General features: G+C 40.0%; 11 protein-coding genes. All 11 read right to left on the bottom strand.

The window, feature by feature from the left end; genetic code table 11:
* Positions 1-621: 621 nt before the first annotated feature.
* Positions 622-4,932, bottom strand: coding sequence for an LPXTG cell wall anchor domain-containing protein (locus tag IW510_RS19730; RefSeq protein WP_202062626.1), 4,311 nt, complete (start codon positions 4,930-4,932; stop codon positions 622-624).
* 666 nt (positions 4,933-5,598) lie between these two features.
* On the bottom strand, positions 5,599-6,318 hold the full coding sequence (locus IW510_RS19725) for a YebC/PmpR family DNA-binding transcriptional regulator (RefSeq protein ID WP_202062624.1): 720 nt from the start codon (positions 6,316-6,318) through the stop codon (positions 5,599-5,601).
* A 70-nt stretch (positions 6,319-6,388) separates the two neighbouring features.
* Positions 6,389-7,564, bottom strand: coding sequence for a nucleotidyltransferase (locus IW510_RS19720; protein ID WP_202062622.1), 1,176 nt, complete (start codon positions 7,562-7,564; stop codon positions 6,389-6,391).
* 101 nt (positions 7,565-7,665) lie between these two features.
* A complete protein-coding gene (locus tag IW510_RS19715; protein WP_202062620.1) occupies positions 7,666-8,403 on the bottom strand; it encodes a class I SAM-dependent DNA methyltransferase in 738 nt (245 codons plus the stop codon).
* Position 8,404: 1 nt separating this feature from the next.
* Positions 8,405-8,761: a ribosome silencing factor gene (gene rsfS / locus IW510_RS19710; RefSeq protein ID WP_321387025.1), complete on the bottom strand. Its 357-nt coding sequence runs from the start codon at positions 8,759-8,761 to the stop codon at positions 8,405-8,407.
* Between the two features lie 12 nt (positions 8,762-8,773).
* Positions 8,774-9,361 carry a bis(5'-nucleosyl)-tetraphosphatase (symmetrical) YqeK gene (yqeK, locus tag IW510_RS19705; protein ID WP_202062674.1) on the bottom strand — a complete coding sequence of 196 codons (588 nt, stop codon included), beginning with the start codon at positions 9,359-9,361 and terminating at the stop codon, positions 8,774-8,776.
* Entirely contained in the window at positions 9,351-9,998 is a 648-nt protein-coding gene (locus IW510_RS19700; RefSeq protein WP_202062618.1) for a nicotinate-nucleotide adenylyltransferase, read from the bottom strand. The genes yqeK and IW510_RS19700 overlap by 11 nt, the downstream gene beginning before the upstream one ends.
* 23 nt (positions 9,999-10,021) lie before the next feature.
* Entirely contained in the window at positions 10,022-10,333 is a 312-nt protein-coding gene (gene yhbY / locus IW510_RS19695) for a ribosome assembly RNA-binding protein YhbY (protein WP_202062616.1), read from the bottom strand.
* Between the two features lie 22 nt (positions 10,334-10,355).
* Positions 10,356-11,465 (bottom strand): ribosome biogenesis GTPase YqeH, encoded by a 1,110-nt coding sequence (gene yqeH / locus IW510_RS19690; RefSeq protein WP_202062614.1) that lies wholly within the window; start codon positions 11,463-11,465, stop codon positions 10,356-10,358.
* A complete protein-coding gene (locus IW510_RS19685; protein ID WP_202062613.1) occupies positions 11,462-11,989 on the bottom strand; it encodes a YqeG family HAD IIIA-type phosphatase in 528 nt (175 codons plus the stop codon). The genes yqeH and IW510_RS19685 overlap by 4 nt, the downstream gene beginning before the upstream one ends.
* A gap of 266 nt (positions 11,990-12,255) precedes the next feature.
* Positions 12,256-12,990, bottom strand: coding sequence for an amino acid ABC transporter ATP-binding protein (locus IW510_RS19680; RefSeq protein ID WP_236674835.1), 735 nt, complete (start codon positions 12,988-12,990; stop codon positions 12,256-12,258).
* Positions 12,991-12,994 lie beyond the last annotated feature (4 nt).

Below are 12,994 nucleotides of genomic sequence, written 5' to 3'. Positions count from 1 at the left end.
CCTGATTTCAGATACTGAAGGTGTGTTTGTTGTGTAATATTGACGGTATCAGGTAGCCCTGGTACCGTTTTTTTTCTATCCTGCTGGTAATCGAAGAGTATTCTTTGTAAACAGCAGGAAAACCGACAGCAGATACATCAAACAGATTTTTCTGAAAGACCCATCATCTATCAATCCCTGTTCTGTTTTTTGAAGCATCTAATAATTGTCGGACAACAAAAAAAGGCACTTCATCACCGGCGCCAACCAAATGATGAAGCCTTGCATAGAAAGCTGCCACTCTCTATCCAAGTTGCCCTTTGCCAGTACCGAAGTATCAGCAATTTTATTGTACCTAATTTTTGTAGAAATATCTAGCACTTGTAGTTTATTTCTAAATAATTACTCAATAAAGTTTACTTGAGCTTTGGGAAAACCAAAAGGTCAGGATGGGTTTCGCTGCCATCCTGACCTTTTGTTGTTTTTCTGCCAGATACGAATCCTCTTCGATTCTATAGTAATAAACTAGAATCATGTATCAAGCATTCGTGATTTCTATTGCTCGAAATGCTTTCAAATTATAGCAAGCAAAAGAATTGTTTAATCATTCAAGCGTTCTTTTAATCTCAGACTTGCTGCTGCTTACTTAGACTTACGCTCATGCTTGCCTTTTTTTCTCCAGAACATCAAGGTGCCAGCCAAACCAGTTGCAAGCAAGCCCATTCCTTGAGCTGTCGCAGAATTTTCAGTACCGGTATTCGGCAATGTTTTTCTTTCTGCAGCAGTTGTTGGCAATTGACCTGCCGGTGTTGTATTCACTGTAGTCGTTTGCGTCGTACCATTTCCTGTCTGAGGAAGAGCTCGCTCTACAGGTTTCGTCAGTGTCACCGGTGCTACCGGATTTGTGCTCAAGGTCACTCCGACAGGTGCTTCCGGCTTAACAACCTCAACAATATCTATGTCCTGATCCACAGGTGGCGTTGTAGGTGTCACATCTTCCGGCGCAATGTAGCCTGGAATCACTGGTGCGTCAGTATCAGGAGCTTCCTCTATAATAGCTGGCGGCTCGATAGGATCAACAGGTGTTACATCATCAATATCATTGACATCTACAGGGGTACCCGGTGCTGTAGAACCATCCGCCTGACCATTTTCCGGTGTTACATCATTAACGTCTGAAAGCTCTCCCGGTTGAACCACTCCAGGTACAGGAGCAGTTACACGCACAGTAACCGGATCCGGTTCATCTACATCGGCAACAGCAGTCACTCGCATGCTTGATTCTACGCTTGGTGAATCAATAACAATGTCATAAGGATCAACAGGTGATACCTGATTTGCTCTGTTGGCTATTACCGGCTTGTCCGGTGCCTCAAGCATATCACTGACTTCCGGAATATCCGGCGGTGCAATTTCATACACATTCAGAAGATTGATGTTTAGCGCATTAACTGTAAAGTCAGGTGTGGTTGTCACGGTGTTGATTCTGCTTTGTCCATTGATAATCCCAGTATATCCCTGGAAATTCGCAAAATAGAAGGACGCCCATTCATAAACTGAAACACCGTCTGTTTCATCAAATGGCAGTTTGCTAAATTCACTTAAATTGTAATCAAGAGCTGATTGGAACCCATCAACCATCCCTGTAACCTGTGTTGGAATAGGATCCACCCTGGTTCCCAATTTGATATTGCTTCCTGTTACATTGTTAAAATCTGCTATCTCAGCTTCAAATAGAGATTTTGCTTGAGTCCATTGATCTGCTACATCGCTTAGATACGCTGCATAAGCGTTTGCTTCTATAATTGCTCCCTCAACTTTTGTTTTGTAGGTAGCAACTAGATTATCCCAGTCTGCTAAAGTATCCATATCGTATAAATCATCCACACTGTAGCCAATAGCCTGAAAAGCCTCAACCGCTTCTCCATTTAACAAATTATCTTGGAAACAGTTAAGAATTGGCTGCCAAGTCGTCGTATAAGCATCAATAGGGTCTCCGGTATTTCCCTTTGACCAGCCTTCTGTATAATCATCAAAAGCTGCTGTAAAAACATCATATGCTTGATAATACTTGATATAAGCTTCAACCTTAACAATATTGTCCTCCACTGCCTGGAAGCAATCTTCTAGAAGATGTTCCAAATCTGTTGGATTTACAACATCCAGTAATTGGTTCGCAAAATCAGGAGCAATGCTGCTAGTATTATATAAATCATTTTTTTCTTGGTAGTTCACAATTTTCGGCCAATTTTGATCATAAATATCCGATAAGGCTGTCTTAGCAGCTTCATACTCTGCCGTCCAATCAGCTAGTTCCTCTTCAAGATTATCTCGATTTGCATAATCTACTTTATCCGTCGGAAAACTTGCTAATACAGCATTGAACGTGTTGATTGCGTTGTTGATATTACTTTCCGCTACTTGAGCTTCTAGAAATGCTTCGAGAGCATCATCGTAAGGAGCTGATGCTGTATCATACTCTTTTTTAGCCTCATCATACGCAGCCTTCAATGCATCGTACTCAGCTAATACAGCGTCATATTCTTGTTCGATAGTAGTTAATAATCCACTAGCTGTTCCATAAGCAATATTCGCTTCTTGGTAGGCATCATTAGCATCATCATATTTTAAATCTGCTGCCACCTTCTTCGCCTCAAGGTCTGCCAGTTCTGCTGATGCATTATTATAAGCTGTAGTTATATCGCCATATTCTATCGTATGCGCAGTATATTTCGATTCAACAATGCCATGCTTCGCTGTCATAAGCAGATATTGTCCATGTGTGTAATCATACTTATCTTTTACATCAATATAATAGGCCGCCAAAGCTGTATACTCTGCCTCACGCTGATCATGGATGACCTTCAGATTTTCGATTGCCTGTTTCGCATTCAAATAGGCTGTATTAACTGAGTCAAGCTCTATTGCCAACGTACTCAATTCTGAATCCAATCTTGTATACTCTGCTGTCGCAGCATCGTATTGATCACTTAATATAGTGTATTCTGCTGCTACATCCGCCAAGACAAGCTCTAATGCATCGAAATCAGCCTTAACCGCAGCACACTCATTGTTTAGATCATTCAACTCTGTAAGCAATGTCTGTTGGATAATAAATAGACGATCGTATTCTTTTCGCGCAGTTTCATATTGCCCGCGCACTGTCTCATACGTAGCATTCGTTGTAGTGTATTTGCCGAAAACAGTGTCATATTCTTGTTGCGCAAGATCAAACTCATTTGTTAAGTCAGTGTAAGAGGCAGTCAACTGATCATACTGATTTCTTACATCCGCTTCTTCAATAACAAGTGCTTGGTAGGCTGCATCAGTATCTGCATACTCGTCCATTACTTGAGTATATTTACTGTCAGCTACTTGGTATTCTGCCTCAACATTCGCAAAGCTCGTCTTCATCTCACCATATTTTTTAAGTAAAGCATCATACTTTTGCTTCGCAGACTGATAAGAAGTAGATATGGTTTGATAATTGCTTTGAACAACCTCGTATTCAGCTTTAACCGTTTGATATTCGGTTGTTAAAGTTGTTAACTGTTGCTCTACGGTTTCATATTTAGCCTTTATTTCATTGTAACGCTGTTCATTCTCATTATAAGCAGCCAACGCGGTTGCATATTCAACTGTTCCTGCTTCGTACTGATTCAGTACAGCTTCCGCTTCAATACGCTTTGTATTGTAAGTTGAGAGATCCACTTCGTATGCTGCAAGCTGTGTTTCATAAGCAGTCTTTTGCTGCTCATAGCTCTCTTTGGTCGTCTCATATGCAGCAGTTTCCACATCATAGCTTTGCTTTTCTGCTTCATAAGCGACTCTCTCGGTATCATATTCCACAGCCATAGCAGTTACTTCTACAGTCAGTGCATCATAAGCAGCCAGTGCAGTTTCATAGGCTTGCTTTGTTGCAATATAATCCGCTTTGATTTGGTCGTAAGCATCCAACTTCTGTTTGTATTGATCGATTGATGTGTTCAATATTGACAGCTGGTTTTCATAATCTGCTTTATCAACGAGATAATCAGCCTTCGATGCTTCGTAAGCAGTAGCAATCACATCATAGTCAGCTAATGCTTGATCGTAAAGCAGCTTATCTGCTTCATAGGCTACCTGAGCAGTTTCATACGCTTCTTTTGAGAGCGTATAAGTATCCGCTGCCTGATTAAAGTTGTTTGCAGCAATATCATATGCATCCTTTTTATCTGTATACGCTGTTAGTAATGTTTCGTAATCTTGTTTTTGAGTATTATAGCTTGTTAAATTATCTGTATAAATATCTTTTGCATCATTGTAGGCCGTTTTAATATCTTCATAAGCCTTCACAGCATCTTCATAAATGGTCCGCTTATCTTCATATGCGACACGTATCAACTCATAAGCCGCTCGTGTTGCTTCCACAGTACCTTTCTGTGTTTCATAATCAGATACAGCACTTTCATAGGCAGTTTTCTTTGTATCATAGTCATCTTTAACAACGATATACTTATTTCGCTCATCTTCATAAATGGCTTTTTCCCGTTCGTACTCTGATACGTCCGCTTCGTATTGTGTCTTGTTCGCTTCATAAGCCAAGAGATCCTTTTCATACTGCTCCGCAATTGGTGTGAATTCTGCAAGCTTCTGATCATAAGCATCCTTCAAAGCTTCCAATTCCAGTCGTAAAGTCTCTGCTGTATCATATTTATCATTCGCATCATCTTTTGCGTCATTATATGTAGACAGAGCGTCATCGTAATCGCTCAGCGTCGTTTCATAAGCTACTTTTGCATCCTCATATTTCTGTAATGCTGTCGCGTAATCTCGCTGGAGCCCTTGCTCTACCACCGTATCATTCTGCTGAATAATTGCAGCCAATGAGCTCACCGGACTTGCCGTTCCGACAATCAGTGTACTTGAGTACAATAAAAACTTAAACGATCCTTTTTTCCATGAATAATTCATTCGATTATACTACCTTCCTTCTCATCATTTTATCAACACTTTTGAAAGTAATGATTCCCTAACTCTCTGTATAATAAGCATTCTACCCCTTAAAGAAACATATAATTACACGAGTGTAATTATACATTAATCTTAAGTAATTTATTTATCATATTTTTGAGCGATTATCTAATTTTTTGAAAAAACTTGTTGTACTTATATGCTTTATATAGTGTTAAGAACACATCACTTCAATGATTTTTATATCAAAAATATACAATTTTTATATTTTTAACAATTATAACTATATATGTTTCTGCTTGTCAAAAAAACAGCGTATTTAATTTTTAAATACATAATATTAAATTTTATGTATATCTAATCAGGATAAAATCATTATTATTTTATTTTTGTATGATAATTAGAGTCAAACCGCATTTCAGTTAGATTAAATTTACATTTTTCTCATGTTTTTGCAAAATGAGCAAAAATATTGAGAAAACATTTTTTTCATGCTATTATGTAATCAATCTTAGATTTCATATTGTGTTTCCCTTCATATTAGTGTGTGGTATGAAGGGTTTTTCTTTGCCCTTTTTCTATTATAGATAACGATACAACAAAAGCACCGCTCAAAAATCCGTCCTTTGTTCGGACAATTTTTGAGCGGTGCTTCTATTCATTCTTTTATTCGCCTAAATCTACATTATGGTAAACTTTTTGAACATCTTCCAAGTCTTCCAAAACGTCTATCATTTTTTCGAATTTCTCCAGGTCATCGCCTGTCAGAGTTACTTCGTTTTGCGGTACCATTTCTAACTCAGTAACAGAAAATTCTTCAATCCCCTTTTCCTTCAATGCTTCCTGAATCGTATGCAAATCTTCCGGTTCTCCGTATACAATGACTTGATCGTCTTCTTGAACAACATCACGGACATCAATATCTTTCTCCATCAAGTACTCAAGAACTTCATCTGCATCAGAGCCTTCAAAACCAATAATCGCTGTGTTATCAAACATATAGGATACAGCACCGCTAACCCCCATGTTTCCTCCGTTCTTACCAAATGCAGCACGAACATCTGCAGCTGTACGATTGACATTATTTGTCAGGGCATCTGCAATAACCATTGAACCGTTCGGACCAAATCCTTCGTAGCGTAATTCAGAGTATTGTTCGTCTCCTGAGCCTTTTGCTTTTTCAATCGCTCGATCAATAATATGCTTTGGAACATTGTATGTTTTAGCTCGTTCGATAACAAACCGTAATTTTTGATTCGCATGGGGATCAGGATCACCTGATTTTGCTGCTACATAGATTTCAATACCAAATTTTGCATAAACGCGACTATTATTTGCATCTTTGGCAGCTTTTTTTTCTTTAATATTTGCCCACTTACGGCCCATATTCTCACTTCGCTTTCTCTGTTTTTATAATTAATAACCTTTTCCATTATACTTGTAGAGACGGATTTTGTTAAGCATTTTTTATTTTGATTGGAAAACGACCGCTATTTTGTTCTGCAATATCAGAATTGCCTAATTGATAAATTCGGTCACTCTTTACACCTGTATCAAAATATTGGTTCATTTTCTTTATTTGCTTCGTCAAAATAGGTAAATCAGTATTTTCTTTCTGTTTTTTCAAATAACTTTGACCGACTTCTGTCATTCCTAATACACGTATACCAGTATTTTCCCATCCATCATAAACCTCTTGATTAGAGATATTCATCAGCGTATAAAGTGACAGGCGTTGAAGGCGAGTCCACGTATACCGTTTCGTTTTAACAATCGCAATAAAGTTGTGAAAACTGGTTGCTTTCAATGCCATCTCTTTTACCCGATATTCAATCCCCTCATTCATTTGATAAATTTGTCCAAGCTCTTCTGTCGAACGGTTAATCAATTGATATTTTAAAAGGGGCCAATAATTTTCCCAAGAGACCAACGAACCGCTTATCAAATCTGTGTGAGTGATTGTTGGAAGTACAGGAGTTAAGGCGTCCCAATTTTGCTTGAGCGCTTCTGCTCTGACTGCTGTTGCACTGGCAAATTGCTGATGAAGGGTTTCTTCGTTGTAATGAGTAATCTTTCTCTGCAAAGGGAGTAATGCCATTGGATGATTATACTTTGCATTCTCTTTTGCATAGCTAAGACCTAAAACATGGTTAGGTGATGAAAAATCCAGATGAAGCTCCGGATACAGCTCCTGAAAGACATGCGTCATCTGCTGAGGGTAGCTTAGCTGCTTTTCTCCCAGTTCCTTATACTTTTGGCTGATTAGGTCTTCATTCTCCGCAGCAAACTTCCCAAAAGCTGCATAATCAATCGGTTGCTGACTATCTGTGCCAAAACAAAGAGAAGCGCAATTCAAGGCTTGAAGCAGCTTGATGCCTCCACGTGCAAAATAATCGGCGGATTGAACGGCCCAGACAAAGGGAAGTTCGACGACTAAATCAACGCCATTGTTCAACGCTTCTTTCGCACGTATCCATTTATCCAAAATGGCCGGCTCTCCTCGTTGCAGAAAATTTCCGCTCATTACAGCGATTACCACTTCCGCACCGGAAAGCTCACGAGCCATTTGCGCATGATAGGCATGACCACTATGAAAAGGATTGTATTCTACGATAATGCCACAAGCCTTCATTCAATTCTCCCCTCACTTTCTTGTTTTCGTTTCAATCGCTAAAAAGCTGAGAGCCGTTTATTATCGCACACGTCTCCCAGCTTTCATTTGTTAATCTTAAGTTACTTTTGACAAACAAAGAACCATCTGGCACTTTGCTCATTCGGCTGCTCATCGGTAAAATCAGCATACACTTGAACATTCATAAAGCCGCTGCCCTCCAGCATCATCAGATAAGTCTCCAATGAATAGGTACGTTCCTTATGGAGTTCATCCTTGCGAATAAACAGCTCTTTATTCTCTTCCTGCTTCACAAAAAAAGTCAGGAAGTGTTCAATACTATGTGCCTTTTCTCCTTGATAGCTATCCCATAAAAAAGCAAATTCTTCTGTTTGATAATGGTAGCTGTAATCCGGAAAAATGTCATCAATTTGATGAATCGAGTGAACGTCAAAAATGAACGTTCCTTCGTCTTCCAGCGCTTGATAGACTTCATCAAATACTTGTTGAACATCCCGTCGATTCTCCATATAGCATAAAGAATCGGAGAAACAAGTAATGGCCTCGTATTGCCCTACTTCTGAAAGCTCCATCATATCCCCTTGAACAAATTGAATCTCAGTTTCCTTTTCTAACGCACGCTTGCTGGCGATAGCCAACATTTCCTCTGATAAATCCAGAGCAGTGACTTCGTAACCTGCTTTAGCAAAATCGACCGCTAACCGACCGGTTCCACAAGCGAGCTCCAGAATCCGTTCCGTTTGTTTGGGTAAGTGTCTTCTTGAGAAGTTCAGCCACTGTTCATATAATGTGTCGTCCATAACCTCGTCATAGACAAACGCAAATGTTTTATACGTCATTTTATTCGACCCATTGATGGATATCTACAAGTGGTGCATCTGACCAAAGCTTCTCCAAGTTATAGAATGAACGCTCTGACGCTTGGAAAATATGAGCAATCACATCACCAAGATCAATCAATACCCACTTGCCTCCATCTTTTCCTTCTACACGCTTTACTTCAACACCGGCTTCTTCTTCTTGATCAAGGATTTCTTCTACAATTGCATTAATTTGTCTTTCACTGTTCGCCTGACAAATCATGAAGTAATCGGCTAACAAAGAAATTCCCTGAACCTCAAGTGCAACAATATCCTCTGCTCTTTTTGAATCAGCTGCCTTCACAGCGATTTCTAAAATTTTCTGACTATCGATGATAGTTCCCTCCTACTAATTGTTCACGACCCAACGATTATAGGTTTCAATCGTTTTTGGGTATATTTTTTGTTCTTGGTTGATGAGATGCTGCAGGGTATGCTTTGTTTCATATGCAACTGCCTCATCCAAATCAACGAGTGCCAATTCTCTGGCTTCCTTAACTCCGGGAAATGTTCGGTTGGGTTCGATATAATCGGCAACATAGATAATTTTATCCAACAAAGACATTGCTGCTGCGCCTGTCGTATGAAGACGAATCGCAGTCAAAATCTCTTCATCCTCAATGCCCAATTCGCGTTGTACAATATCTGCACCGACCAAACCATGCCAGATTGCATTTCCATACTCCAACAGCTCAAGATTATAACCGTCTTTCTTGATGATTAATTGAAACTCATCATCTGAGCGCTCTTTTGCGTAATCATGGGTTAATGCAGCGATACTGGCCTTTTCCTGAGAGCAGCCATATTTTGCTGCCAAAGCAACAGCTGCTTCCTCCACACCGAGGACATGAATAAAGCGTCGCTCACTTATTTGCATCTGAACGCGCTGCATCAGCTCTTCCCGTTTAAAAGGGGTGTACGTTCCGCTAAATTCCATCTGCATACAGTCCCTTCTCGTAAATATAGTTTATCACATTATCCGGAAGAAGGTAGCGGATGGAACAGTTATTTTGAATTTTTTCCCGTATCATAGTGGAGCTGATATCCATTTGCGGCGTATCAACCCAAATAATCGGATACGGTGTTTCTATGCCATAATTGGGACGACGAGTTCCAACGAAACTGGTCATATGAATCAATTCATCAATTTTGTACCATTTTGGTAGATACTCTACCATGTCGCCGCCAATAATAAAATAATAATCTGTATCAGGATTATTTTGAATCAGCGCCTTCATCGTATCGTATGTATAGCTTTTCCCCTTACGTATCAGCTCGATTGGTTCTACATCCAAGTGAGGATTGCCTTCAACAGCCAATTGCAGCATGGCTAAGCGATGCTCACTATCAATGGTTTTCTTTTCGTCCACATGGGGAGGTAAATAAGACGGCATCAAATAGACTTTGTCTAGCCCCAATTGCTGATGTACTTGTTCAGCAATGACTAAATGTGTCAGATGTACCGGATTAAAATTACCGCCTAGTATCCCTACCTGCTTGCGCTTTTGAAAAAGCTGCAGTTCTTCCTTAACAATTGTTTGAGTTCCTCTTATCGCACTGGCTGCTGCCTTCATCGATTGATTCCTCCAATACTATGCTAAATTGATTTAACCTCTTTAGAAAATTTTTGATACTTCTCTTTAGATGAGGGTTTAAATAATACCAACACTCGACCGATAATTTGAACAACTGTACAACCAGTCTTTTTCTCGATTACAGCTGCTACATCTTCAGCGACTTCATCAGTGTTCTGTAATAGACTCACTTTAATCAACTCACGTTTTTCCAACGCTTCGCTGACCTGAATCATCATCTCTTCATTCAAACCACCTTTACCAATCTGAAAAATTGGATGCAGATGGTGCGCCTGACTTCTTAAATAACGCTTTTGCTTTCCTCTTAGCTCCACAAAAATCCTTCTCTCTATCTGTTTATATCAACGCTTTTCTTCTGACAACTTCGACACCCTTTGGCGCCCATCCGGCCACTACACAAGGCTCCTGGACCGTAATCCAGCCTAAGCCGGCAAAAACGATATCCGTCTTTTCCTTTACAGAAAATTCAAACCGCACCAGCTCCGGAAAATCAGCAACTTCATCTGGTCTTGGCGGCTGCAATAGTCCGCCCACATGCTTGTCATAAAATTGATCGGCATTCGCCAGCTTTGTTCGATGAATCATCAAATCATTCGACGCATAGGCAATAAATGAGCTGCGTTTTCCCTGAATAAAATCAAAACGTGCCAAACCGCCCAAAAATAGCGTCTGCTCCGGATTTAACTGATACACTTTCGGCTTGATTTCTTTTTGAGGAGCAATCAGTTTCAAATCCTTCTTCCCCAGATAATGAGCCATTTGGTGTCGATGGATAATTCCAGGCGTGTCAATTAAGAAATGCCCATCATCTAAAGGAATCTCTATCTTATCTAATGTCGTCCCCGGAAATTGAGAGGTTGTGATTAAATCCTTCACCCCCGCAGTATTCTTGATGATTTGATTAATCAGGGTTGATTTCCCTACATTCGTCACACCAACAACATATACATCACGACCATCACGATGTTCTTCAATTGCTGTAAGGAGCTCATCCATCTCATGAGGCTTCTTTGCACTGGTCAGTAATACATCCAACGGACGTAATCCCTGTTCGTACGCACGCTCCTTCATCCATTGGATCAGCTTGCCCTTTTTCAATGATTTAGGCAAGATGTCCTTTTTGTTCCCTACTAAAAGAACAGGATTATTTCCGATAAATCGGTGCAGGCCCGGTATCAAAGAGCCATTAAAATCAAAAATATCCACTACATTAACAATCAATGCATCTTCTCGTCCCAACTCATTAAGCAGACGCAAAAAATCATCATCCGTCAAATGGACATCTTGAATGTCATTGTAGTGTCTTAGACGAAAACAGCGTTGGCAATAGACTTCCCCCGTCTCCATTCCTTTATCGAATGCTGCTTGCGGGGTATATCCCAGCTCATTCGGTCTTTCTGTCTGGATCTCTGCGCCACAGCCTATACAGTGAACTGATTCACTCATTCTATTCCGCCTTTCCATGTCATCTCAGGATGCTTCTTCGCTAAATGCTTCATAATGATTCGTTCAAAAAAGCGATTAATTCGCGTATTCCAACCATCTGTATCAACAATTGGCCGAACCAAGATATTTCTGATTCCCGCAGCATTTGCGCCACGAATATCAGTCATAATCTGATCTCCGACCATCACCAATTCCTCAGGCTTCAACCCAAGCTTCTCCTGCGCTTCCTTAAATCCCTTTGTCAGAGGCTTCATCGCTCTGGCAACATAGTCCAGCTCAAAGTTTTCTACTGCTCGCTTGATACGGCTGTCTTTGTTATTGGAAACGACAATTACAGGAAATCCTGCATTTCTCATTTCTTCTATCCATACTAGTAATTCTTCTGTTCCATCTGGATTATTCCAGGCAATCAATGTATTATCCAAGTCAGTTAACACGGCTTTAATTCCCAACGCATGAAGCTGCGCGGGCGTCACTTTGTAAATGGCATCGACCATCCAAGTCGGTTTAAATTTTGAAAACATGGGAACTCCTCTCATCTTATATAAATCCTATAAATAGTGCTATCTTACAGTAGATTAGCTGTTCTATAAGATTCATAATATGTACATAAAAAATTTTGTTCAGCTCAAATAAACCTCTGAAAAAGTGAACAAATAGCGGGACAAAGTCTGCTTCTATGAAGCTTCATGACTTTTGTCCCGACCTCTTCTGTAGTATTATACTGCATTTCAGCAAAAATTTCTATAAATGCTGATGATTCGTTGCTATGTCTGATAAGAATCAATTTTCAGAGTACTTTGCTGAGAAAATCAATTGTTCGCTCACTTCTAGGTTGATCGAAAATCTGCTCAGGCGGTCCCTGCTCGACGATTTTTCCACCATCCATAAATAAGATGGTATCTCCTACTTCTTTGGCAAAGCCCATCTCATGTGTCACAACGACCATGGTCATCCCTTCATCAACCAGCTCTTTCATTACATGCAAGACTTCACCCACCATTTCAGGGTCCAAGGCTGATGTCGGCTCATCGAACAGCATAATATCCGGCTCCATTGCCAGTGCTCTGGCAATCGCAATTCTCTGCTGCTGACCACCGGATAACGATTGCGGGTAGTCTGAAGCTTTTTCTTCAAGACCAACCTTCTTCAATAATTGCCAAGCAACTTCTTCCGCTACTTCCTTTGTCATCTTTTTTACTTTAGTGGGTGACAGCACCAGATTTTCCATGACCGTCATATTAGGAAACAAATTGAATTGTTGAAAGACCATCCCCATCTTTTCTCTCATTTTGAAAATATCATTTTTTTTATCGGTGATATCAGTTCCTTCAAAAAAGATTTTTCCTGATGTTGGTGTTTCAAGAAGATTCAAGCAGCGAAGAAAGGTACTTTTTCCTGAACCGGAAGGCCCAATAATAACGGCTACCTCCCCTTGCTGCACTTGATAGTCTATGTCCTTCAAAACCTGAACATCCCCGAAAGCTTTATACAAATGTTGAATATCGATGATTGCTTTTTCCATAGTT

Source organism: Enterococcus sp. BWR-S5, assembly GCF_016745255.1.
Lineage (GTDB): Bacteria > Bacillota > Bacilli > Lactobacillales > Enterococcaceae > Enterococcus_L.
This window is presented reverse-complemented; position numbering and strand designations above follow the sequence as displayed.